Here is a 24,171-nt window from a genome sequence, read left to right on the forward strand (position 1 = left end):
GGCAGGGCCCGGGGCATGCGGGCGGGCACTCCGGCAATGGCCATTGATTATGCGCTGACGGGTTCACAAAAGGGCTGAGGGCTGGAACAATGCCGGCCCATTCCTACAGTGTTTTTCGAGGGCGTTCAGGTGCAGATTCAGGGTCATTACGAACTCCAGTTCGAAGCGGTACGTGAAGCGTTCGCCGCGTTGTTCGATGACCCGCAGGAGCGTGGCGCCGGGCTGTGCATCCAGATCGGAGGCGAAACCGTCGTCGACCTGTGGGCCGGCACCGCCGACAAGGACGGGGCCGAAGCCTGGCACAGCGACACCATTGTCAACCTGTTCTCCTGCACCAAAACCTTCACCGCCGTCACCGCCTTGCAGCTGGTGGCCGAAGGCAAGTTGCAACTGGACGCACCCGTGGCCAACTACTGGCCGGAATTTGCCGCTGCCGGCAAAGAATCCATCACCTTGCGCCAACTGCTCTGCCACCAGGCCGGGTTGCCGGCAATCCGCGAGATGTTGCCCATCGAAGCCCTCTACGACTGGCAGTTGATGGTCGACACCCTGGCCGCCGAAGCGCCGTGGTGGACGCCCGGCCAAGGCCATGGCTACGAGGCGATCACCTATGGCTGGCTGGTCGGTGAGTTGCTGCGCCGTGCCGACGGGCGTGGGCCGGGGGAGTCGATCGTGGCGCGGGTGGCGCGGCCATTGGGGCTGGACTTCCATGTGGGCCTGGCGGATGAAGAGTTTTATCGCGTTGCCCATATAGCCCGCAGCAAAGGCAATATGGGCGATGAAGCCGCTCAACGGTTACTGCAAGTAATGATGCGTGAACCGGCGGCCATGACTACCCGGGCATTTGCCAACCCGCCGTCTATTCTGACCAGCACTAATAAACCCGAATGGCGACGCATGCAGCAGCCGGCGGCAAATGGTCACGGTAATGCACGCAGCCTGGCGGGTTTTTATAGCGGTTTGTTGGACGGTAGTTTGCTCGAAGCCGACATGCTTGAACAATTGACCCGCGAACACAGTATCGGGCCGGATAAAACATTATTGACCCAAACCCGTTTTGGCCTGGGCTGCATGTTGGATCAACCGCAACTGCCCAATGCCACCTTCGGCCTTGGCCCGCGTGCATTCGGGCATCCTGGCGCGGGTGGTTCGGTAGGTTTTGCCGACCCTGAACATGATGTAGCGTTTGGTTTCGTGACTAATACACTCGGACCTTATGTACTTATGGACCCACGGGCACAGAAGTTGGTCGGAATATTAGCCGGTTGTCTGTAAACCCCTTGCTGTTTCACGTTTTTTTGTTACAAAGGCAACTATAAGAAGACGCTGAACGAAATGATGTAACTTTAATGTTCTGTAAGCGTCTGTTTAACGGGTCATCCAGACCCTCGGTTTCTTTTCTCATTTTGTGGATATCTCATGTTATCGAACAAGTCCTTGGCCCTGGCGCTGTGCCTCACTATTACCGGTTGCGCACAAACACCACAAAATGATGCCGAGGGCGGGCATTGGTGGTCATTTGGGTCTGACAAGGCTGCTACCAAGGACACCGTCGCGCAAACCGCCGACAAGCCAGACGCCAAACCCGCTGCTGGCGCCAAGCCTGCCGCACCGGTAGCTGCCGCTGCTGCACCTGCCGCCGCTGCGCCAGCACCGGCTGCCAAGGCTGATACCGGTTTAAGCTGGTGGCCGTTCGGCTCCAAGAGCGCCGACGAAAAAGCCGCCGACGCCAAGGCCGACCTGAAAGCCGACCTCAAGGCTGCGGAGCCTGCCCCAGCGGTCGCCAAGACCGACACCGAAACCCACTGGTGGTGGCCGTTCGAAAGCAAGCCCAAGCCATTGGCCAAGGTCGATGTGACCAACGTGCCGATGCCTGACCCGAAAATCACCCAGGCCTGGCTGGACGACTATGAGCCGCGCCTGCGCGCCGCCATCAAGGACAGCAACCTGCAACTGGAACGTCGCGACAATGTACTGGTGGTGATTGCCCCGGTAGACGGTTCCTACAACCCCAAGCGCCCAGCGATGCTGCTGCCTGTGACGTTGGGCCCGTTCACCCGCGTCGCCAAGGCGGTTGAAGCCGACCCGAAAACCGCCGTACTGGTGCTGGGCCACGTTGATGCTACCGGCACGGGGCCTGCCAGCCAGGCGTTGAGCAAGGAGCGTGCGCAGTCCATCGCCTCGATCTTCAGCCTCAGCGGCCTCAAGCAAGACCGTCTGATGCTGCGTGGCATGGGCGACCTTATGCCGCGTGCCGCCAACGACAGCACCCAGGGCCGTGCGCTGAACCGTCGCATGGAAATCATGTTCACTCAGCGTACAACTATGTTGGCCCTGCTCAGCAAATACCAGTCGGGCAAGACCCCGCCTGCGGCTGAGATGGTCGCCGTGCAGAATGTTCCAGCACCGGCACCTGCTGCCAAAGCCCCGGCGAAAAAGGCGCCTGTCGCCAAGAAAGCCGCTGCCAAGCCAGCTGCCAAGAAAGCCCCGGCCAAACCTGCTGCCAAGAAGCCGGTTCCAGCCAAAGCCAAGGCCGCTGCACCGGCTGCGAACGACCAGGCGAAAAACTGATCCGTTGAACCAGAAGGATAAAGCTGCATGACCCAGGCACTGGCCGATATGCGCCGTGACTACACACGGGACGGTTTGAGCGAGGCCCAGGCCCCGGACGAGCCGTTTGCGTTGTTCCACCAGTGGTTTGGCGATGCGGTGAAAACCGAGCAGCCACCGGTAGAGGCCAATGCCATGACCTTGGCCACGGTCGACCAGGACGGTCGCCCGCATTGCCGCATCCTGTTGCTCAAGGGCCTGGATGCACACGGCTTTACCTTCTTCACCAACTATCAGAGCGCCAAGGGCGAACAGCTCGCGGCGCGCCCGTTTGCGGCCATGACCTTCTTCTGGCCGACCCTGGAGCGCCAGGTGCGCATCGAAGGGCGGGTAGTCAAGGTCACCGCCGAAGAGTCGGACGCTTACTACCAGGTCCGCCCGCTGGGCAGCCGCCTCGGCGCTTGGGCCTCTCCGCAGAGCCAGGTCATCCGTGACCGCGAAGAGCTGCAGGAACTGCTCAAAGCCACCGAGCTGCGTTTCAGCGACACCCAGCCGGACTGCCCCGAGCATTGGGGCGGTTACCGCCTGCTGCCCGAGCGCATCGAGTTCTGGCAAGGCCGTGCCAGCCGCCTGCATGATCGCCTCAACTATCGCCTGCAAGCCGGTGAATGGACCCGCGAGCGCCTCGCGCCCTGAGCACCGCCTTTCGTCACCTCGCCTGAATGTTGTTCGCTGCGCCGACGTCTCTAGGGTAGAGGCGTAGGTCGTATGCGGCCATGCAGCTATAATGACTCAATCATTGCGAAATCTTTTGGCACACAAGCCGAGCTACCGTTTGTCGAGTTTTCTGGTTCAAGCAGTCTGTACTCAGGCTGAATGAATGCAACTTTCTGCCGTGCTTGCCGTGACAGGCGCCAAGCTGCAGCGTCTAATGAACACCTGTCCTTTGGAGTTGATGCTATGCGTAAGTCCGTTTTACTGGTTGCCTGCTTTACCACCCTGTCGTTGCTGTTGGGTGGCTGCGCCTCGAGTCTGACCGGCGACTCGTACTCTCGTGACGAGGCGCGTCGTGTACAGACCGTTCGCATGGGTACCATCGAATCCCTGCGTCCGGTGAAAATTGAAGGCACCAAGACCCCAATCGGCGGTGCTGCCGGTGCCGTTATCGGCGGTGTTGGCGGCAGCGCCATCGGCGGTGGCCGTGGCAGCATCGTGACGGCCGTGATCGGCGCAGTCGCCGGCGGCCTGCTGGGTTCGGCTACCGAAGAAGGCCTGACCCGCACCCAGGGCGTTGAAATCACCGTTCGCGAAGACGACGGCAGCACCCGCGCCTACGTGCAGGCCGTGCAAGAAAACGAAATCTTCCGCATCGGCGACCGCGTGCGCATCATGACCGTTGATGGCACCAGCCGCGTTACCCGCTAAGCGGCAAACCGCAGGCAATGAAAAACCCTCAACCGGGTGACCGGTTGGGGGTTTTTTGTGGGCAATAAAAAAACCGCCTTGGTAGGGCGGTTTTTTTGACTATTACTTCAGCTCCTAGAGCACGGCCTTCTTGCGACTGGCCATCGCCGTCACCGCATAACCGATGCAGGCTGCCAATATCGACCCGGTCAGAATCCCCATGCGGTCTTCCCCGGCAAATTCGCTGACGCCCGGCACGAACGCCAGGGACCCGACGAACAGGCTCATGGTAAAGCCGATACCGCACAGGATTGCCACGCCGAACACCTGGCCCCAGTTGGCGCCGGTGGGCAGCGCGGCGAGGCCGGTCTTGATGGCCAGCCAAGTGAGGCCGAACACACCGATGGTCTTGCCGATCAGCAGGCCGGCGGCGATGCCCATGGGCACGTGGTGGGTGAAGCTTTCGAGGCTGACGCCGGTCAGCGACACGCCGGCGTTGGCGAAGGCGAACAGTGGCAGGATGCCGTAGGCGACCCACGGGTGCAGCGCGTGTTCCAGGGTCAGCAGCGGTGACGGCTCGGCGTTCTTGGTGCGCAGCGGGATGCAGAACGCCAGGGTTACGCCAGCCAGGGTCGCGTGGACCCCGCTCTTGAGCACGCAGACCCACAGGATCAAGCCGATGATCAAGTACGGCCCGAGCTTGATGACCCCCAGGCGGTTCATCGCAATCAAGGCCACCAGGCAGGCGCCGGCACCCGCCAGGGCTGCACCGGATAGGTCGGCGGAATAGAACACCGCGATGACAATGATCGCGCCCAGGTCGTCAATGATCGCCAGGGTCATCAGGAACAGCTTCAGCGAGACGGGTACCCGTTTGCCCAGCAGTGCCAGCACGCCGAGCGCAAAGGCAATGTCGGTGGCCATCGGGATCGCCCAGCCGGAGAGCGCGGCGGGGTAGTCCTTGTTGATTGCCCAATAGATCAGCGCTGGCACCACCATGCCGCCGATGGCCGCTGCGCCTGGCAGCACCACTTGCGACGGCTTGGACAGATGGCCGTCGAGCAACTCGCGCTTGACCTCCAGGCCGATCAGCAGGAAGAACAACGCCATCAGGCCATCGTTGATCCACAGCAGGGCCGGCTTGGCGATTTTCAGCGCGCCAATCTGCGCCACCACCGGTACATCGAGAAACGCGTTGTACAGGTGCGACAAGGGTGAGTTGTTGATGATCAGGGCCAGGGCGGCAGCGGCGATCAATAGCAGACCGCTGGCGGCTTCCAGCTGGAAGAAACGGGTGAAAGTGCTACGCAGAGGCAAGGGATGCTCTCCAATCCAGGTTCAATAGGTGGGTACCCTAACCCGTACCGTTAGTTGTTAAAACAAAAGTTATATTCTTATTTGTTATAAGCAGAAGGGCTGAATGGCGATGTCTCCGAAGCTGGCAATTGTGTGAGCAATTGCATCGGTACTGTATCTGTGTGGCGTGTAGGAAACCCCCTAAAATCAAGGCTGAAACCCTACGAGAAACCCTCCATGAGCGACCACCGTCCCTGGGCCCGCGAAGCCATTCGCATCATTGAAGCCGACTTCCAGCGCAGCGCCGACACCCACCTGATTCCCTTGCCGCTGCCGGGGTTGCCGGGTATCGAGTTGTACTTCAAGGACGAGTCCAGCCACCCCACCGGTAGCCTCAAGCATCGGCTGGCCCGTTCGTTGTTCCTGTATGCGCTGTGTAATGGCTGGCTAAAACCTGGCGCGCCGGTGATCGAAGCGTCCAGCGGGTCGACGGCGATTTCCGAAGCCTACTTTGCGCGCCTGCTCGGCTTGCCGTTTATCGCCGTGATGCCGGCGACCACCTCCCAGGAGAAGATCGCGCAGATTGCCTTCTATGGCGGCAAGAGCCACCTGGTGCAGGACCCGACGCAGATCTACGCCGAATCGGAGCGCCTGGCCCTGGAAAGCGGTGGGCATTTCATGGATCAGTTCACCTACGCCGAACGCGCCACCGACTGGCGAGCCAACAACAACATCGCCGAGTCGATCTTCCAGCAAATGCGCTTTGAGCAGCATCCCGAGCCAAGCTGGTTGATTTCCAGCCCCGGCACCGGCGGCACCACGGCCACCTTGGGACGCTATGTGCGCTACCGCCAGCACAGCACCCGCGTGTTATGTGCCGATGCCGAGCGCTCGGTGTTTTTCGATTTCTACCAGACTGGCGATGCCAGCTTGCGCCTGGACTGCGGTTCGCGCATCGAAGGCATCGGCCGACCACGGGTCGAGGCGTCGTTTCTGCCCAAGGTGATCGACGCAATGGTCAAGGTGCCGGACGCGCTGTCGCTGGCAGCCATGCATTACTTGGCTGAGCGGTTGGGGCGGCGAGTCGGTGGCTCCAGCGGCACCAACCTGATCGGCGCGCTGGTGGCGGCGCAGCAGATGAAAGCGGCGGGGGAGTCGGGGTCGATCGTGGCGATTTTGTGTGATGGCGGTGAGCGCTATGCCACTACCTATTACGATCCGGCGTGGCTGGCGGGGCAGGGGTATGGGTTGCAGGGTTTGATCGCGGCCGTTGCGGCCAGTGTGGAGCGGGGTGAGCCGTTGCCGGACAGCATCTTGCGCGCCAATATCTGAAGTTCTGCATTCCAACTGTGGGAGGGGGCTTGCCCCCTCCCACATTTAGACTGCGGTGTTCTCAGGCTTCGATGCCGAGCATGTCTCGCGCCAACGCTTCGGCGATCCGAATCCCGTCAACACCAGCCGACAGAATCCCGCCGGCGTAGCCCGCACCTTCACCGGCCGGGAACAAGCCTTTCACGTTCAGGCTCTGCATCGATTCGTTACGGGTAATCCGCAGCGGCGATGAGGTGCGCGTTTCGATACCGGTCAATACCGCATCGTGCAGCGAGTAGCCCTTGATCTGCTTCTCGAACGCCGGAAGGGCTTCGCGGATCGCCTCGATGGCGAAGTCCGGCAAGGCCAGGGCCAGGTCACCCAGGGACACCCCAGGCTTGTAGGACGGTTCCACACTGCCGATGGCCGTGGACGGTTTGCCGGCGATGAAGTCACCGACCAACTGCGCCGGGGCCTCGTAGTTGCTGCCGCCGAGGATGTAGGCGTGGGACTCCAGGCGCTCCTGCAGCTCGATGCCGGCCAACGGACCGCCCGGGTAATCCACTTCGGGAGTGATGCCGACCACGATGCCGGAGTTGGCATTACGCTCGTTGCGCGAGTACTGGCTCATGCCGTTGGTGACCACGCGGTTCGGCTCGGACGTTGCCGCCACCACCGTGCCGCCCGGGCACATGCAGAAACTGTAGACCGAGCGACCGTTCTTGGCGTGGTGCACCAGCTTGTAGTCGGCGGCGCCGAGCTTGGGGTGCCCGGCGTATTTGCCCAGGCGCGCGGCGTCGATCAGCGATTGCGGGTGTTCGATACGGAAACCCACCGAGAACGGCTTGGCTTCCATGTACACGCCGCGTCCGTGGAGCATGCGGAACGTGTCACGGGCGCTGTGGCCCAGGGCAAGAATCACATGCTTGGAGAGGATCTGCTCGCCGCCGTCGACCACCACACCATTCAACTGGCCGTCTTCGATCAGCACATCCGTGACCCGCTGTTCGAAGCGCACTTCACCGCCCAGGGCGATGATTTGCTCGCGCATGTTTTCCACCACGCCGGTCAGGCGGAAGGTACCGATGTGCGGCTTGCTGACGTAGAGGATTTCTTCCGGCGCCCCGGCCTTGACGAACTCGTGCAGCACCTTGCGACCGTGGAATTTCGGGTCTTTGATCTGGCTGTAGAGCTTGCCGTCGGAGAAGGTCCCGGCGCCGCCTTCACCGAACTGCACGTTGGACTCGGGGTTGAGTACGCTTTTGCGCCACAGGCCCCAGGTGTCCTTGGTGCGCTGGCGCACTTCCTTGCCGCGTTCGAGGATGATCGGCTTGAAGCCCATCTGCGCGAGCAACAGCCCGGCGAAGATCCCGCAAGGGCCGAACCCCACCACGATAGGCCGTTCAACCAGGCCTTGCGGCGCCTGGCCGACCACCTTGTAGCTCACATCCGGTGCCGGGTTGATGTTGCGGTCATCAGCGAACTTGAGCAGCAGGGCGGCTTCACCCTTCACGTTCAGGTCGATGGTGTAGATGAAGCACAGCTCCGACGATTTCTTGCGCGCGTCGTAGCTGCGCTTGAACAGGGTGAAATCGAGCAGGTCATCACTGGCGACGCCCAGGCGCTGCACGATGGCAGGCCGCAGGTCTTCTTCGGGATGGTCGATGGGCAGCTTGAGTTCGGTGATTCGTAACATGACGGGATCCGGTAGGCGGCGGACAAAGAGGCCGGCTGTTTTGCAAACCGGCGATTATAAGCCCCAAAGGCGGTTTTCCGTCAGGTTAAAACTGCGCTGGGTTGAATCAATCGTCCCGCGAACCGCCGAAAGACGCACAGCCACGCTGTACCTGGCCGTTGACGCGCAGCTCGGCGGTCATGTGCTGCAGGCTGCCGCTGGCGCTGTCGATGCAGCGTTGAGGGGCTACCCACAGTTCGACGTGCTGGCCGTTGGCCTCGGTCATCAGGTTGAAACGGCCATCGCCCATTTGCTCTTCCACATAGGGCACCGCCAGTGGCGGCTGGCCTTCACGCTCCAGGACCATGCCCTTGGCCGTGACGTTCATCACCCAGGTCGGTTTGTGGCCATTGGCGCGCAGGATCATGCGCTTGAAGTCAGGGTCCTCGCAGGCTGCGGTCGAGCGTTCTACGCGGTACAGCTGTTGCAGGTCGACGCTGCCCTGGGTGCCGCTGGCGACGCCGGAGAACTTGCCACGCAAGTCGACAAACAAGGCGCCTTGTTGGCCGGCGAGGGAGGCCGCTTCCTGCAGGATGCTGGTGCCACCGGTGTCATTGACCACGTAGTTGCGTTTATCGCCGCACGGTTGGAACAGCAGCTTGCCGCCGACCGCCGTGAGTTCACCCTGCATGCGGGTCAGCCCGGCGAGAGACGGCTTGGCCGGCTCGCTTTCGAACATCTGGCAGGCGGCGAACAGGGGAAGCAAGGCAAACAAGGCAAGGGTACGGGCAGCGCGCATTATCGGGTCTCCAGACAAGTGCCGCCACGTTACGCAGGCTGGCGCGGCATCACAAGTGCGCGACACAGTTTGAACCAGCTACGCCAGGCGAGGTGTCAGGACTTTTCGCATATCCAGGGCCAGGCTGATGTGAGAGTGTCGTGGTTTTATTGGGGGTAATGGCGATGAGGCGGCGAGGCTGGGTATATGGCTTTTTACTGCTGGGGAGTTCTGCATTCGCTGGCGAGCCCGCGCGGCTGGAGTATGTGTCGGCGACCGATTTCGAGGAAATCACCGTCGACCTTAAACAGGACATGCAGCGCAACCCGGGTATCGTCGTAATCAACGTCAAGTTGAGCCCGGAGGCGCGTCGCCGCACGGCGGCCATCACGTTATTGACGATTAACCAGCCACTGAGCACTTTCATCGATGGGCGCGCGACGAGTTTCACCCCCTCTACCGTCCAGAGTGTGATCGACGGCCCCTACCTGCAGGTCGCGGTCCCCCAGGACTTGCTGCTCAAGTGGCTGCCGTGGGGGCGCCCGTGACGGCCGGTTATCAACCGACAATAAACGTCTGACCCGTCTGTAAGCCTTCCACACTTTTGGCGTAGGCCAATGCTACATCGGCACCCGTAGCAGGCTTGAAGCCTCGGAAGTACGGCGCGTAGCTGCCCATGGCCTCCAGCAGAACGGTCGGGCTCACCGAGTTGATGCGCAGGCCGCGCGGCAATTCGAGCGCAGCGGCTTTGACGAATGCATCCAGCGCACCGTTGACCAGCGCCGCCGAGGCGCCGGTACGGATCGGGTCGCGGTTGAGAATGCCGCTGGTGAAGGTGAACGAGGCGCCATCGTTGGCGTATTCACGGCCGATCAGCAGCAGGTTGACCTGGCCCATCAGCTTGTCTCGCAAGCCCAGTTCAAAGTCGCTTTCGCTCATCTCACCCAGCGCTACAAAATTCACACTGCCAGCCGCGCAGACCAGCGCATCGAAGTTGCCGGTCTGTTCGAACAGCGCGCGGATCGACGCGCTGTCGCTGATATCCACGTGGAAGTCGCCGCTGCTGCGGCCGATGCTGATCACCTCGTGACGCTGAGCCAGTTCGGCCTTGACCGCGGAACCGACGGTGCCACTGGCGCCAATCAACAGGATTTTCATGGTGCGCTTCCTCCAGGGGGTAAGTGAGGGCTCAGTCTAGAGTGGCTTTTTAGGCTGATAAACGTGCTAATGGGCAACCTTTGGTTTTCAAATGGAAACAATCCATGAGTGAGATGGATGACCTGGCGGCCTTTGCCGTACTGATTGAGGCCGGTAGCTTTACGGTGGCGGCTGAGCAACTGGGCTGCAGCAAGGGGCAGCTGTCCAAGCGTATCAGCCAGTTGGAAGCGCAGTACGCGGTGGTGCTGCTGCACCGCACCACCCGCAAACTCAGCCTTACTGCTGCCGGTGCGGCGTTGTTGCCCCAGGCCCAGGCATTGGTGGTGCAGGTGGACCGCGCGCGTCAGGCATTGGCCCGGCTCAAGGACGACCTGGCCGGGCCGGTACGTATGACTGTTCCGGTGTCCTTGGGCGAAACGTTCTTTGACGGCCTGTTGCTGGAGTTTTCCAAGCAGTACCCGCAGGTACAGATCGAGCTGGACCTTAACAACAGCTACCGCGAGCTGGCGCGGGATGGCTTCGATCTGGGGGTGCGCTCGGGGGCGACGGAAGACGAGCGCCTGGTGGCCAAGCCGTTGCTGGCCTGGCACGAGCTGACCTGCGCCAGCCCCGCCTACCTGGAGCAATACGGCGAGCCTCAGACCCCGGCAGACCTGACCACACACCACTGCTTGCTCAACAGCCATTACAGCGGGCGCGAGGAGTGGCTGTACCACCAGCAGCACGAATTGTTGCGGGTGCGGGTCAGCGGCACCTTTGCCTCCAACCACTACAACCTGTTGAAAAAGGCCGCGTTGGTGGGCGCCGGTATCGCGCGTCTGCCGTCCTACGTATTGCACGCGGAATTGGCTGACGGCCGATTGCGCTGGCTCCTGCGTGATTATCAGACGCGGAGCATGCCGATGTACCTGGTTCACCCTTACCAGGGCGGCCTGCCTCGTCGTACCCAGGTGCTGGCCGACTATTTGATGGGCTGGTTCAAGCGCCGCGGCGAGGCGCTGGACCGGCTTTAGCGGCCGCACATTCAATGAGTGGCCCAAAACAAAGAGGGGAGCGGGCTTGCCCGCGACTACGGTGTGTCAGGCAATAAATCCTGACTGATCCACCGTAGTCGCGAGCAAGCCCGCTCCCACTTTTTTGATCCGGTTCCTGTAGCAACCGTTTGTTAACCGCCCAGGTATGCCTCACGCACCTTGGGATCGGTCAGCAACTGCTCACCCGTGCCTTGCATCACCACCCGGCCGTTTTCCAGCACGTAGGCGCGGTCGGCGATCTTCAGCGCCTGGTTGGCGTTCTGTTCCACCAGGAACACCGTCACACCGTCCTTGCGCAGCTGTTCGATGATGTCGAAGATCTGCTGGATGATGATCGGTGCCAGGCCCAGGGAGGGCTCGTCCAGCAGCAACAGCTTGGGCTTGCTCATCAGCGCCCGGCCGATGGCGAGCATTTGCTGCTCGCCGCCGGACATGGTGCCGCCGCGCTGGCTGAAGCGTTCCTTGAGCCGCGGGAACAGGTGCAGCACCTTGTCCATCTGCTCCTGGTAGTCGCCCTTGTCGGTGAAGAACCCGCCCATGGCGAGGTTCTCCTCCACGGTCAGGCGGGCGAACACGCGACGGCCTTCCGGCACTACCGCGATGCTTTTACGCATGATCTGCGACGACTGCTGGCCCACCAGTTCTTCACCCATGTAGCGGATGCTGCCGCTATGGGCCTGGGGCGAACCGCAGAGGGTCATCAGCAAGGTCGACTTGCCGGCACCGTTGGCGCCGATCAGCGTGACGATTTCACCCTGGCGCACTTCCACGTTGACGCTGTGCAGGGCCTGGATCTTGCCGTAGAAAGTGGAAACGTTTTCGAATTGCAGCATTTTACGCTTCCCCCAAATAGGCTTTGATCACTTCAGGATTGTCGCGGATCTGCTCCGGCGTCCCGTCGGCCAGGGGCGTGCCCTGGTTGATCACCACGATATGGTCGGAAATGCTCATGACCAGTTTCATGTCGTGTTCGATCAACAGCACCGTGGCGTTGTTTTCCTCACGCAGCATGCTGATCAGTGCCTTGAGGTCTTCGGTTTCCTTGGGGTTCAGGCCGGCGGCCGGTTCGTCGAGCATCAGGATCCGCGGACGGGTCATCATGCAGCGAGCGATTTCCAGACGACGTTGCTGCCCATAGGCCAGGGTGCCGGCAGGGCGGTTGGCGAACTCGGTGAGGTTGACCTTGTCCAGCCAGTACTCCGCGTACTCCATGGCCTCGCGCTCGCTTTTGCGGAATGCAGGGGTTTTGAACAGGCCAGCGAAGAAGTTGGTGTTCAGGTGACGGTGCTGGGCGATCAACAGGTTTTCGACCGCCGTCATGTCCTTGAACAACCGCACGTTCTGGAAGGTGCGCACTACGCCTTTGCGGGCGATTTCGTGACCGGCCAGGCCCTGGATCGGCTGGCCGTCCAGCAGGATGCTGCCGCCGGCCGGCTTGTAGAAGCCGGTGAGGCAGTTGAACACCGTGGTCTTGCCGGCGCCGTTCGGGCCGATCAGCGCCACAACCTGTTTCTCTTTCACGGTCAGGGCCACGCCGTTGACCGCCAGCAAGCCGCCGAAGCGCATGCTCAGATTTTCGACTTTCAGGATCTCGCGGCTCATTTGCGCAGCTCCATGTGTGGACGTTGCATGGGCAGCAGGCCCTGAGGGCGCCAGATCATCATCAGCACCATCAGGGCGCCGAACAGCAACATGCGGTATTCGCTGAAGTCACGCATCAACTCCGGCAGTAGCGTCATTACGACAGCCGCGAGGATGACTCCCAACTGAGACCCCATTCCGCCCAGCACCACAATCGCCAGGATGATTGCAGACTCCAGGAAAGTGAATGACTCAGGTGTTATCAAGCCTTGGCGCGCAGCGAAGAAACTACCCGCAAAGCCCGCGAAGGTTGCGCCGAGTGTGAAGGCCGAGAGCTTGATTACGGTAGGATTCAGACCCAGTGCGCGGCACGCGATTTCATCTTCGCGCAGCGCTTCCCATGCTCGCCCGATAGGCATGCGCAACAGCCGGTTGATCACGAACAACGTGGCCAGCACCAGCAGTAGCGCGATCAGGTAAAGGAAAATGATCTTGTCCGCACTGTTGTAGGCCAGCCCGAAGTACTCATGGAACGTTTGCGCACCTTCAGCGGCGTTCTTGTCGAATGTCAGCCCGAAAAACGTCGGCTTAGGAATGCTGCTGATGCCGTTAGGGCCGCCGGTGATGTCGGTCAGGTTACGCAGGAACAGGCGGATGATTTCTCCGAAACCCAGCGTCACGATGGCCAGATAGTCACCGCGCAGGCGTAACACTGGGAAGCCCAGGAGGAAGCCGAAGGTCGCAGCCATCATCCCGGCAATCGGCAGGCAGATCCAGAAGCCCCAGCCGAGGTAGTGCGAGAGCAGCGCGTAGGTGTAGGCACCGACGGCGTAGAACCCGACATAGCCCAGGTCGAGAAGACCGGCCAGGCCCACCACGATGTTCAGGCCAAGGCCAAGCATCACGTAGATCAGGATCAGCACGCCGATATCGACAGCGCCCCGGGAGCCGAAGAATGGCCATACCAGAGCGGCAGCAATCAGGCCGATGATGATGTAGCGCTGGGTGCGCGGCAGGGTCAGGAATTGGCTGACCTTGGGCGACACCAACGGGCCGCGGTCGCTCTTGAACAAGGCACCGACCTGCTCGGCGAACAGCACGCGCAGGAACATCAGCACCGAACACAGGGCGATGATGGTCAGGGACACGGTGCCGGTGCCATGCACTTCCAGATTGATGCCGACAATGCTCAGCTTGAGGCCAAGTACCGGAAAGGCCACGGCCCATACCAGCAAGGCGCTGAAAAACGCCGATTTAAAATATCTGCTCATACTTTCTCAACCTCCGGACGGCCCAGGATGCCGGTCGGACGGAATAACAGCACTAGAACCAACAGGCCGAACGCCACGACGTCTTTGTACTGGTCGCCGAAGATATCGGCACCAAAGGCTTCGGCCACACCCAGCACCAGCCCGCCGAGCATGGCGCCCGGAATACTGCCGATGCCACCCAATACCGCCGCGGTAAAGGCCTTGAGGCCTACCAGGAAACCGGCGTTGGGGTTGATCACGCCGTACTGCATGCTCAGCAACACGGCAGCGACCGCTGCGAGTGCGGCGCCGATCACGAAGGTCAGGGCAATGATGTTGTTGGTGTTGATGCCCAGCAGGTTGGCCATCTTGATGTCTTCGGCGCAGGCCCGGCAGGCGCGCCCCAGACGGGAGCGGGAGATGAACAGGGTCAGGCCCAGCATGGCCACCAGGGTGACGACGAACACCAGGATCTGCATGTAGGAAATCAGCACTTCTTCCGCGCCGCCCGGGCCGAAGGAGATGCTCCCCGGGATCAGGTTGGGAATGGATTTATCCTTGGAGTCCTGGGACAGCAATACGGTGTTCTGCAGGAAAATCGACATGCCGATAGCGGAAATCAGCGGGATCAAACGGTTGCTGCCACGCAAGGGACGGTAGGCAACACGCTCGATACTGTAGCCATAGGCACTGGTTACAACGATCGACGCGATAAACGCGGCGGTCATCAACAGCGGCAGTGAGTGGATACCCATCATGGCCAGCCCGGCAAGGGCGATGAAGGCCACGTAGGAACCAATCATGTACACCTCGCCATGGGCGAAGTTGATCATTCCAATGATGCCGTAAACCATTGTGTAGCCAATGGCTATCAAGGCATAGGTGCTGCCAATGGTCAGGCCATTAACCAGCTGTTGGAAAAAATGATAGATCTCAGGCATTACAGCGCTCCTAAAAACCCGATACGCATTTCACTGGTGGAGTCATGTTCCGGCCCCGTGCTGTGTTCTATGAGCACATTTGCACAAAGCGTTTGCCAGCGAACCGCTGGTGACGGTTTTAAGATTTTCAGGTGAGCCAGCGCCCGGATCGCGGGTGACAGGCCCATAAACCTCGTAAAACAAAGCCCACTGCTCTCACAGTGGGCTTGTTGGACCAGTAACGCCTGGCTTACTGAGGGGAAGCTTCGGTTTTTGGTTTACCGAAGTGCCATTCGTAGACCACGAATTTGAAGTCCTTGAGGTCGCCCTTGGCGTCGAAGCTCAGGTCGCCGGTAGGGGTCTTGAAGGTGCCTGCGTGGATGGCTTCGGCCACTTTGGCGGTGTCTTCGCTCTTCGCGGCCTTGATACCACCGGCGATCACTTCAACGGCCGAGTACGCCGGGAACACGAACGGGCCGCTTGGGTCTTTGCCGTCGGCTTTGATCGCGTCAACGATGGCCTTGTTTTCAGGCTCGGAGTCGAACGACTTAGGCAGGGTTACCAGCAGGCCTTCGGAAGCGTCCTGGGCGATCTGCGAGATGGAGTCGTTGCCGACACCTTCTGGGCCCATGAACTTGGCGTTCAAGCCTTTTTCCTTGGACTGACGCAGGATCAGGCCGAGCTCCGGGTGGTAGCCGCCGTAGTAAACGAAGTCGACGTTGGCTTGCTTGAGCTTCTGGATGATCGAGGAGAAGTCTTTGTCGCCGGCGTTCAGACCTTCGAAGACGGCAACCTTCACGCCTTTCTTCTCGAGTGTCTGTTTAACGGCGGTGGCGATGCCTTCACCGTATTGCTGTTTGTCGTGCAGTACGGCAACCACTTTAGGCTTCACGTGGTCGGCGATGTAGTTGCCGGCTGCCGGGCCCTGAGCGCTGTCCAGGCCGATGGTGCGGAATACCAGTTTGTAACCACGAGCGGTGATTTCCGGGCTGGTAGCAGCCGGGGTGATCATGATCACGCCTTCGTCTTCGTAGATATCGGTTGCAGGCTGAGTGGAGCTGGAGCACAGGTGACCGACCACGAACTTGACGCCGTCGTTGACCACTTTGTTGGCTACGGCAACCGCTTGTTTCGGATCGCAAGCGTCGTCGTATTCCTTGGCCTCAAGCATCTTGCCGTCTACGCCGCCTTTGGCGTTGATGTCTTTGATGGCTTGCTTGGCACCCATGAACTGCATGTCGCCGTACTGCGTTACTGGACCGGTCTTGGGACCGGCGATGCCGATCTTGATGGTGTCGGCTGCGAACGAATGGCCGGCAACCCCAGCCAGGACCATAGCGGCAAACAGTTTGGAAATCTGCTTAGTAGCCTTATTCATAGTGCTCCACTCATGCTGTTGTATTTTTTATAGTTCTAGCGGCCTTGTGAGCTGCAGAACCGGATCAGATATCTCGGATATCCCCCCGGCAGTGCCCTGGCAACTGTACCGGTACAGTGTAGAGCGCCGGTTCATCGCTTGAAAAGCTGGCTGCCAGGGGCAAAACCTGGGTATGTCGCTTAAATGAAAGAAAAAGACAGAATTGCGGCGGGGTGATGCCAGAGTTTCGGGCAATCCTTGGCGTTCCTGACATTTTCTATCGATGACTCAATTGCAACTGGGTTTTTCTACCTGGCGCTCGACGTTATGATTGCGCCGATTTTTTCTTCAGGTGAACTCCCATGACGCAAGAACCTAGCACCCTCTATGCCAAGCTGCTCGGTGAAACCGCCGAAATATCCTGGAAGGAGCTTGAACCGTTCTTTGCCAAGGGTGCCCTATTGTGGGTCGACCCCCGTCTGGATTTGATCGAGGCCGCCGAGGGAATGGCCGAGGACAACCGTGACAAAGTCGCCGCCTGGCTGGCTGCGGGGAACCTTGGCGAAGTGTCTGCGACGCGGGCATTGGACCTGGTTGAGCGTGATCCGCGCCTGTGGGCGGTAGTGGTTTCGCCGTGGATCCTGATCCAGGAAAGGGCAGCGTAAGAATCATCTGCACGAAAAAGGTGCATGCTTGCAGCGATCGCAAGTGTGTAGCGGAGTAACCGCTGACGCCGTGATGGCATGTTGCCGTAGAGAAAGGTCACAGCCGAGGGTGACGTAAACGTCACGGGAACAGTTTTGGTTGCGTCGGGCGGGTGAGGGAAGTGTTTCTTAGTGTGTATATAGCGCGCTCTCGCTCCCGATGTATGGAGATCAAATGTGGGAGGGGGCTTGCCCCCGATGAGGGCCTGTCAGTTGATGAATTCCTGACTGACCCACTGCCATCGGGGGCAAGCCCCCTCCCACATTTTAAGCAGTCTTCCCAGTGTGGTTATTCAACGAAATAACCTTGGTCTTGCCGATGCGGTGACGGTAGATCTCACGCAGGTACTTGATCGCTTTCTTCACGCAATCGCGTGACAAGCGAATGTCGTTGATCGACACGAACTTCTCTTTGTCGTTGATCAGTTCGCGGTACTTCTTCTCATACATCGGCTTGATCGCGTACCAGTTGGTATCGAGGATCTTGGCCGGGTTCTCGAACTCGTTGAGCAGCTCGTCGATACGGTCTTCGTCGAAGTCCTCGTGGATGATGAAGTCCAGGATCGAGTTGTCCAGCGTGTCGTCGAAACGGTACGGGTTGCGCGCAAAGCAGCGCTTGATAAAGGCCACGATCAGGGTGAGGAAATCATCCGACAAGCACGGGCTTTTCGCGATCAGGGTGGTCAGCGACAGGTTCGCCGACGCACCGATGACCAGGGCATAGCGTTTGAGCGTGGTGTTGGGGAACAGGCTGTTGAGATGCGTCTTGAGCCGGTTCAGGTCCATGTAGGACAGCTTGTAGTCCTTGGGCAAGGACACGATCGACACCACCGACGAGCAGTTCTTGAAGAAGTGCAGGTCATGCAAGGCGGCCGCGTCGTAGCCGGAGTTCTTGTACTGCTCAAGCGAGGCCTTGTAGCGCTTGGATTCGATCGGCAGCAGGCTGATGCCTTCGATGGCCTGGGTGACCTTGTTGAAATGCGGCAGGTCGATGGAGCGGAAGAACAGGTCGTCAATGTTCAGGCGCTGCGGCTCTTTTTCGAACACTTTGAATTTGTCGTTCGACGGTGCCGGGGTTTCCGGGACCACGGATTCCGCGTAGGCAATCGCCACCGGGCCGGCCAGGCTCATGAACAGGTCGTTGGCGTCCAGGCGAATGGTTTCGCCGATGTCGATACCGGCGCGACGGAAGTAGTTCTGGTCGTAGTCGGTGGTCACCGCCTGAGCGGTGAGGATGTTGAAAATCTGCTGGGAGATGTACTGGTTGGCGTGTTTTTCCATGGCATTGACGTCAATGTTCTGGATATTGCCGTCGTCGCTCTCTTCGGCGTAACGCATGATGTCGTTGGAGATCAGCATCATCGCGTTCCACGGGCGGATACGGCCTTTGACGCTGGCTTCGCTGCTGTCTTCGTTGGCGAAGTTGTACGAAAAATCCCATTCTTCCGACAGGTACTTGCACAGCAGCCGTCCGGCGTTGATGTGCAAGGCCTCGGACATTTCGCTGCGGTGATCGGAAATATTCGGCAGCACGCAGATGCCACTGGTGAAGATCGGCTCGAACACAAAGGCGTGGCCGCTCTTGCTGTCGTGCTCGTCGGCGGGCTTGGTGTCGAACGTCTTGTTCATGTACGAGTGCTGCTGGGCCAGGCCGAATTCCGAGGCCATGCCCGAACCCGTACCGCCGCCGGCACTGAAGATCGAGAAGTACAGGCGCGACTGGTTCGCCTTGATCCCGCACGAGTCGATCAGGTACGAGTGGATCATCTTCCAGTCGGGGCTGGAAAAACGCTGGGTGTCTTTGTTGAGGATGATCTTGGCCAGGTACTGGCCGAGGATCGGCGCGTTACCGGCGCCGCCGGCATGGACTTCCGAGAGGTCCATGATTTTCATCTTGCTGTAGTCGCGCAGGAAGCCGCTTTTTTCGCCCTTGCGCGAGAAGCGGATGCGCCCGGCAATGTCCTTGTCCAGGTCACCGAGCATTACCAGCGGTTCCACCAGGAACACCGGTTTGCTGGCTTTGCCGCCGCCCAGGCGCAGGTTGTTGCGAATCCACTGGGCCGGGCTGTAGCCCTTGTCCAGGGTTTTGTCTTCGTTACTGAATTCGTTCAGGTAGAACTTGCGCGCGTTGTAGACCAGTTCCGCCACGTCCAGCGCAATGTTCGAACCGCAACGGCCCAGGCCGATCAGGCACACCGACGGGAATTCCTGCTCGCTGCGCTGCTCGCCGTCGCCTTCCAGGTGGGGTGGGCGCGGGAACACCATGTCGCGCAGGCCGTCGAGGTTATCGAGGATGCGGTCGGTATTGGTTTCGGTGAAGTACAGGTACTGCTGAGTGGCCAGCGGGCGCGTGGTGCTCAATGACTTTGAACCTGAGGGTTTTTCCGCAGGAGCTGGGAGCAACACGTCGGATACCACGGTGGCAGAATTATTTTTAGAGGTCATTGTGCGCCAAGTGCCTGGGCGGATGGCTGAAATGCATCAAAGGGCCATCACGGAATGGGAGTTCGCGACTTTACAGTGCGTCCTTGTCCGGGATGATCGGGTGCGACCCTGCTGTGCTCAGGGAAAACCTGGCCGGACTCTGATGAATCGGCCGTTCGTCGGCGTTCTTTAGGTGAATGATGGCGAAATGCCAAAGATTAGGCGTCAGCGAATTGGCCTGACCACGGAAGTGGGCCCGGGACGGGTGGGGGCGGGCTCTCTGGGTGCACTGTTTTCCTGCGCGCCCGCCACGCTGAACGGGTAGAGCGGATTGCGCAGGGCGATACCCTGGATCACGCCGACAATGTCAGCGACCGGCACCGCTGGGCTCAACAGGTAGCCCTGGACGAAATCGCAGCCGTGCTTGAGCAGCAGCTCGAACTGGGCCTGGGTTTCCACGCCTTCGGTGACCACCTCCAGGTGCAGGGTGTGGGCCATGCCGATAATCGCCTGGACGATCTCGATATCGGCGGTGGACTTGGGAATATCCTGGATAAACGAGCGATCGATTTTCAACGTGTTGAGCGGCAGGCGCTTGAGGTAGGCGAGGGAGGAGTAGCCGGTGCCGAAATCATCGATGGCCAGTGACACGCCCAGCGCGCGGATTTGCCGTAGCAGTGCCAGTGTGCTGCTGATATTGCCCATCAGCGCATTTTCAGTGACTTCCAGCTCGAGGCGCGTGGCGTCGATCGCGCTGAAGCGCAGCGCGTCTTCGATTTCATCCGCCAGTTCATCGCGGGCCAGGTTCAAGGCCGAGCAGTTCACCGCCATGGTCAGTTCGCCGTAACCCCTCTCCGACAGCTGGCCCAGGTCATGACAGGCTTGGCGCAGTACCCAGTGGTCCAGTTCGGCGATCAAACCGTTGCTCTCGGCGATGCCGATAAACCGGTCGGGGGCGAGTAAACCGTGCTGCGGGTGTTGCCAGCGCACCAAGGCTTCTAGGCGCGTGACCTTGCCTTGCTTCATGTCAAAGATCGGTTGATAGAACAACACCAGTTGGTTGCGCGCACGCAGGGCGCCGCGCAGTTCTTCTTCCAGCTGCAGTTCGAGAAAGGCACGGGTTTTCAGGTTGGAACTGAAGAAGTTCAGGCTGTTGCGCCCGGCGTCCTTGGATTGGTACAGCGCCAGGTCGGCGGTTTTCAGCAGCTCTTCACAGGTCAGGCCGTCTTCGGGGAACAGGCTGATGCCAATACTGGTGGTCATCACCATGCGCCGGCCGGCCAGCTCGATCGGTTCTTTCATCTTCTGCATGATCCGCTGTGCCAGATGCCGGGCTTCGTCGCGGTGGTGAATGCTGATCAGGATGCAGAACTCGTCGCCGCCAAAGCGCGCAACCACGTCGGCATGGCTGCGCACCGAGGCCTTGATATGCCCGGCGAGCACGCTGAGCAGTTGGTCGCCAGCGTCATGCCCGAGGCTGTCGTTGATACGCTTAAAGTGGTCGATGTCGAGAAAAATCACCGCCAACATGCCGTTTGCAGCCGTTTTTTCGGCGATTTTTTCCGCGAAAATCTGATTGAAGCCCCGACGATTGAGCAGGCTGGTCAGTGCGTCGTAATGGGCCACCTGTTGCAGCGAGGCGCGTGCCTGGTCCAGCTCGCTCAGCAGGGCGTTGACCCGGCGCAGGTCGCGCTCCTTGTGCTGCAGCTTTTTGTCCGCCAAGGCCGCGCTGATGCTGCTGCCGATCACCAGCAGCGTGATGACGGCCACCGACAAGCCCAGTTGAATCGGATTGTTGTCCGCAGGCAAAGACAGGTCGGCCCCGGTGGGGACGATCAATTGCATGGCGGCCATGCCCGTGAAGTGCATGCTCAGAATCCCGGCGCCCAACACCAGGCTGGCCGCGTATTTGAGCAATTGATGGAATACCCCGGCGCCGTTGCGCAGGTAGCTCGACAGCAGCAGCGCGGCCAGGCTGGCGCCGATGGCAATGCCGATCGAAGCCAGGAACAGCTGCGAATCGAAGTAGGCCTGGGCTTGGGAGCGCATGGCCGACATGCCGACGTAGTGCATCAGGGCGATGCCCAGGCCCATCCACACTGACGCCAGCAGGTACTGATGAAGCCGCAAGTGGCTATGGCTGAGGGTCTGCATGGCGAACAACGAGGCGATCAGGGCGATCAGCAAGGATGCGAACGTCATGATCAATTCGTGATGAATGGCAATGGGTGCCTGGAAGGCCAACATGCTGATGAAGTGGGTGGACCAGATACCCCCAGCCAGGCAACCGGCGCCGAGCCAGCGCCAATGGCGTCGTGCGGTGGGGTCCTCGACATGGCCGACGCGTTCGGCCATGTCCAGCGTGCCGAACCCCGCCGCGCAAGCGACCAGGTAGGCCAGCAACACCAGGAACGGGTTATGACTGCAATTGAGTAATAAGTGGCCGCTCGCTGGGAGGTCGGTAAAAAAATGCAGACCTAGCCATTCCATAGCATTTCCCGTCATAGAGTCATTGTCACTGCCTACGGCAATAACCTATGAGGTCGAGTATAGAAGCCTCACAGGATCTGCCCTGGCTAATGGCACTTTGCTCTGAACGATTTTGGCATGCCTTTAATAGCGTTTAATGCTAAGCGCTGATAGGCAGCTCCAGCTCAAAAGGCGCCAGCAGCGGCGGCAGGCCGAATGCGGCCCGGGCTGCATCGCAATCGACGTTCTGCACGCCCTCATGCCACGACGATTCGAACTCTCGGCACACGCTGGAGCGCTGCTCATAGATCGTGCAACGGGTGCCTTCGCCCACGTTGCCCTCAAGGCTGCAGCAGCGCGCGGGTTTCTGGTCGGTACCGATCATGGCCACGCGAGTGTGGTTGATCTGTACCACCAGGTCATCGGGCACCGTGCCCCCTGATGAGGCGCACTCACCCCAGAAGAAAGACACACGAAAGTGTGAACAGCAGGCACCGCAACTCAGACACGGACTGGCTTCGGACATGGGCGTCATCGATAAAAGTAAGAGGGGGAGGGTGTTACGGAAGGCTCGCCATTCTATCCGTGCCATGGCCGTTGGGAAGGGGGGCGGGCACTTATATTTTCGTCGGAAAAGTCCCGTAATCCTGGGTGAAATCATGCCCTATCAGCTTTACGAATCATTACAGACAACCGCGCCCGGCCTGACTATGTTGCAGGTACCGGGCAGGATGCATCGGGCATCGCAGCTCTCATAACAATAAAAGAGACGGACCCATGCAGAACTCGACCCAAGCGGCGAATGCCTGGCGCATTCTGTTCCTGCTGTTCCTGGCCAACCTGTTCAACTTCTTCGATCGCACCATTCCGGCGATTATCATCGAGCCAATCCGCATGGAATGGCACTTGAGCGACTTTCAGCTCGGCATCATCGGCACCGCTTTCACCATCGTCTATGCGATTGCCGGCCTGCCGCTCGGGCGTCTGGCCGACACCGGCTCGCGCAGCAAACTGATGGGGTGGGGCCTGTTCGCCTGGAGCGGGCTGACGGCGGTGAACGGCCTGGTCGGCAGTTTCTGGACTTTCCTGTTGGTGCGCATGGGCATCGGTATTGGCGAGGCCAGTTATGCGCCGGCGGCCAACTCACTGATCGGTGACTTGTTCCCGGCACACCGCCGCGCGCGGGCCATGGGGATTTTCATGCTGGGCCTGCCGCTGGGGCTGTTGCTGGCGTTCTTCACCATCGGCTGGATGGTCAAGGCGTTCGACAGCTGGCGCGCGCCTTTTTTTATCGCCGCCGTGCCTGGGCTGATTCTGGCGGTGTTCATGTTCTATATCAAGGAACCCAAGCGCGGTGCGGCCGAAACCGTACAAGTTTCCCAAGAGCGCGTCGACCGCCCGATTCGCCGCGTGCTGGCCGTGCCGACTTTCCTGTGGCTGGTGTTGGCCGGGCTGTGCTTCAACTTCGCAACCTACGCGTGCAACTCGTTTTTGGTGCCGATGCTGCAGCGTTATTTCCTGATGCCTTTGCAGGACGCTGCCGTCGCTACTGGGGTGATCGTTGGCGTCACTGGTCTGGTGGGTTTGACCCTGGGCGGCTGGATTGCCGACAAGATCCACCAGCGGGTCGCCAATGGCCGGCTGCTGTTCGCGGCGTTCAGTTTGATTATCTCCACGGTCACCACCGCGTGGGCCTTGCATGCCGGGCGCATCGAGATTGGTGTGTTCGTGGCGCTGTTCAGTGTGGGCTGGTTGTTTGCCTACAACTTCTACACCTGCGTGTACACCGCAATTCAGGACGTGGTGGAGCCACGCCTGCGGGCCACGGCGATGGCGCTGTTCTTTGCCGGGTTGTACTTGCTGGGCGGTGGCATGGGGCCGATTGTGGTGGGCGGGCTGTCGGATCACTTTGCGCATTCGGCGATGTACGCGGCGGGCGCCGAGCAGATGACCGAGGCCTATAAAGCCGTGGGCTTGCACGACGCCATGTACCTGATCCCGGTGGCGCTGTTCTTGACCATGCTGTTTCTGTTCCAGGCGTCGCGCAGCTTTGTGCGCGATGCCAAGCGCATGAAGGATGGGTTGGGGGCGGTGGAGGTGCCGGCTGCTGCAGCTACAGCCTAAGGCTACTTGTTGCAGCTAAAGCCTAAAGCTAATTGTGGCGAGCGGGCTTGCCCGCGTTGGGGGGCGGAGCAGGCCCACGTGCAAAACCCACATTATTCATACTCACACCCGGTGCGGGCGTGTGTGGTCGCCGCGG

At 60.3% G+C, this 24,171-nt stretch carries 21 protein-coding genes; 9 read left to right on the forward strand and 12 right to left on the reverse strand.

Annotated features, from left to right (window positions below; genetic code table 11):
• Positions 1-129 precede the first annotated feature (129 nt).
• From GIW02_RS22455 to GIW02_RS22470, 4 genes are all read left to right on the forward strand, one after another.
• On the forward strand, positions 130-1,275 hold the full coding sequence (locus GIW02_RS22455) for a serine hydrolase domain-containing protein (RefSeq protein WP_236414150.1): 1,146 nt from the start codon (positions 130-132) through the stop codon (positions 1,273-1,275).
• Positions 1,276-1,419: 144 nt separating this feature from the next.
• Positions 1,420-2,571 (forward strand): OmpA family protein, encoded by a 1,152-nt coding sequence (locus GIW02_RS22460; protein WP_236414151.1) that lies wholly within the window; start codon positions 1,420-1,422, stop codon positions 2,569-2,571.
• A gap of 27 nt (positions 2,572-2,598) precedes the next feature.
• Positions 2,599-3,246: a pyridoxamine 5'-phosphate oxidase gene (gene pdxH / locus GIW02_RS22465; protein WP_236414153.1), complete on the forward strand. Its 648-nt coding sequence runs from the start codon at positions 2,599-2,601 to the stop codon at positions 3,244-3,246.
• Between the two features lie 264 nt (positions 3,247-3,510).
• Positions 3,511-3,975, forward strand: coding sequence for an outer membrane lipoprotein (locus tag GIW02_RS22470; protein WP_003231137.1), 465 nt, complete (start codon positions 3,511-3,513; stop codon positions 3,973-3,975).
• A 114-nt stretch (positions 3,976-4,089) separates the two neighbouring features.
• On the opposite strand, the gene nhaA is transcribed toward GIW02_RS22470, so the two are convergent.
• The gene (nhaA, locus tag GIW02_RS22475; protein ID WP_236414155.1) at positions 4,090-5,271 is read right to left on the reverse strand and encodes a Na+/H+ antiporter NhaA; all 1,182 of its coding nucleotides are present in this window, start codon (positions 5,269-5,271) and stop codon (positions 4,090-4,092) included.
• Between the two features lie 216 nt (positions 5,272-5,487).
• Between nhaA and GIW02_RS22480 the strand changes: the two genes are divergently transcribed.
• Positions 5,488-6,582 (forward strand): PLP-dependent cysteine synthase family protein, encoded by a 1,095-nt coding sequence (locus GIW02_RS22480; protein WP_236414157.1) that lies wholly within the window; start codon positions 5,488-5,490, stop codon positions 6,580-6,582.
• 61 nt (positions 6,583-6,643) lie between these two features.
• Here GIW02_RS22480 and GIW02_RS22485 read toward each other — a convergent pair whose 3' ends face one another.
• Together GIW02_RS22485 and GIW02_RS22490 are read right to left on the reverse strand one after the other, a co-directional pair.
• Positions 6,644-8,257 carry an NAD(P)/FAD-dependent oxidoreductase gene (locus GIW02_RS22485; protein WP_236414159.1) on the reverse strand — a complete coding sequence of 538 codons (1,614 nt, stop codon included), beginning with the start codon at positions 8,255-8,257 and terminating at the stop codon, positions 6,644-6,646.
• 106 nt (positions 8,258-8,363) lie between these two features.
• Positions 8,364-9,035 carry a hypothetical protein gene (locus GIW02_RS22490; protein ID WP_236414161.1) on the reverse strand — a complete coding sequence of 224 codons (672 nt, stop codon included), beginning with the start codon at positions 9,033-9,035 and terminating at the stop codon, positions 8,364-8,366.
• 245 nt (positions 9,036-9,280) lie between these two features.
• Between GIW02_RS22490 and GIW02_RS22495 the strand changes: the two genes are divergently transcribed.
• Positions 9,281-9,562 carry a type II secretion system protein GspG gene (locus GIW02_RS22495; RefSeq protein WP_236414163.1) on the forward strand — a complete coding sequence of 94 codons (282 nt, stop codon included), beginning with the start codon at positions 9,281-9,283 and terminating at the stop codon, positions 9,560-9,562.
• Between the two features lie 10 nt (positions 9,563-9,572).
• Here GIW02_RS22495 and GIW02_RS22500 read toward each other — a convergent pair whose 3' ends face one another.
• Complete coding sequence (locus GIW02_RS22500) at positions 9,573-10,172, reverse strand: short chain dehydrogenase (RefSeq protein WP_236414165.1); 600 nt, start codon at positions 10,170-10,172, stop codon at positions 9,573-9,575.
• A gap of 104 nt (positions 10,173-10,276) precedes the next feature.
• Between GIW02_RS22500 and GIW02_RS22505 the strand changes: the two genes are divergently transcribed.
• Positions 10,277-11,185 (forward strand): LysR family transcriptional regulator, encoded by a 909-nt coding sequence (locus tag GIW02_RS22505; protein ID WP_236414175.1) that lies wholly within the window; start codon positions 10,277-10,279, stop codon positions 11,183-11,185.
• Between the two features lie 152 nt (positions 11,186-11,337).
• Here GIW02_RS22505 and GIW02_RS27405 read toward each other — a convergent pair whose 3' ends face one another.
• The 5 genes from GIW02_RS27405 to GIW02_RS22535 all read right to left on the reverse strand — a co-directional run bounded on the left by GIW02_RS27405 (position 11,338) and on the right by GIW02_RS22535 (position 16,335).
• Positions 11,338-12,039 (reverse strand): ABC transporter ATP-binding protein, encoded by a 702-nt coding sequence (locus GIW02_RS27405; protein WP_236469856.1) that lies wholly within the window; start codon positions 12,037-12,039, stop codon positions 11,338-11,340.
• A gap of 1 nt (position 12,040) precedes the next feature.
• Positions 12,041-12,808, reverse strand: coding sequence for a high-affinity branched-chain amino acid ABC transporter ATP-binding protein LivG (gene livG / locus GIW02_RS22520; RefSeq protein WP_236414177.1), 768 nt, complete (start codon positions 12,806-12,808; stop codon positions 12,041-12,043).
• Entirely contained in the window at positions 12,805-14,058 is a 1,254-nt protein-coding gene (locus tag GIW02_RS22525; protein ID WP_236414179.1) for a high-affinity branched-chain amino acid ABC transporter permease LivM, read from the reverse strand. Before GIW02_RS22525 ends, livG begins: the two co-directional genes overlap by 4 nt.
• Positions 14,055-14,978, reverse strand: coding sequence for a high-affinity branched-chain amino acid ABC transporter permease LivH (gene livH / locus GIW02_RS22530; protein WP_017735932.1), 924 nt, complete (start codon positions 14,976-14,978; stop codon positions 14,055-14,057). Before livH ends, GIW02_RS22525 begins: the two co-directional genes overlap by 4 nt.
• Before the next feature lie 229 nt (positions 14,979-15,207).
• Positions 15,208-16,335: a branched-chain amino acid ABC transporter substrate-binding protein gene (locus tag GIW02_RS22535; protein ID WP_236414181.1), complete on the reverse strand. Its 1,128-nt coding sequence runs from the start codon at positions 16,333-16,335 to the stop codon at positions 15,208-15,210.
• Between the two features lie 341 nt (positions 16,336-16,676).
• Between GIW02_RS22535 and GIW02_RS22540 the strand changes: the two genes are divergently transcribed.
• Positions 16,677-16,979, forward strand: a complete 303-nt coding sequence (locus GIW02_RS22540; RefSeq protein WP_236414183.1) for a DUF2288 domain-containing protein — start codon at positions 16,677-16,679, stop codon at positions 16,977-16,979.
• A 306-nt stretch (positions 16,980-17,285) separates the two neighbouring features.
• Here GIW02_RS22540 and GIW02_RS22545 read toward each other — a convergent pair whose 3' ends face one another.
• The 3 genes from GIW02_RS22545 to GIW02_RS22555 all read right to left on the reverse strand — a co-directional run bounded on the left by GIW02_RS22545 (position 17,286) and on the right by GIW02_RS22555 (position 22,437).
• Positions 17,286-19,463, reverse strand: coding sequence for a hypothetical protein (locus tag GIW02_RS22545; RefSeq protein ID WP_236414185.1), 2,178 nt, complete (start codon positions 19,461-19,463; stop codon positions 17,286-17,288).
• Positions 19,464-19,667: 204 nt separating this feature from the next.
• A complete protein-coding gene (locus GIW02_RS22550) occupies positions 19,668-21,932 on the reverse strand; it encodes a bifunctional diguanylate cyclase/phosphodiesterase (protein ID WP_236414187.1) in 2,265 nt (754 codons plus the stop codon).
• Positions 21,933-22,071: 139 nt separating this feature from the next.
• Positions 22,072-22,437, reverse strand: a complete 366-nt coding sequence (locus GIW02_RS22555; protein ID WP_236414189.1) for a YkgJ family cysteine cluster protein — start codon at positions 22,435-22,437, stop codon at positions 22,072-22,074.
• Between the two features lie 251 nt (positions 22,438-22,688).
• On the opposite strand from GIW02_RS22555, the gene GIW02_RS22560 reads away from it, so the two are divergent.
• Positions 22,689-24,035, forward strand: coding sequence for a spinster family MFS transporter (locus tag GIW02_RS22560; RefSeq protein WP_236414192.1), 1,347 nt, complete (start codon positions 22,689-22,691; stop codon positions 24,033-24,035).
• The last annotated feature ends 136 nt before the right edge of the window (positions 24,036-24,171 follow it).

It is taken from the genome of Pseudomonas syringae, assembly GCF_021606685.1.
GTDB classification, from domain to species: Bacteria; Pseudomonadota; Gammaproteobacteria; order Pseudomonadales; family Pseudomonadaceae; genus Aquipseudomonas; species Aquipseudomonas syringae_R.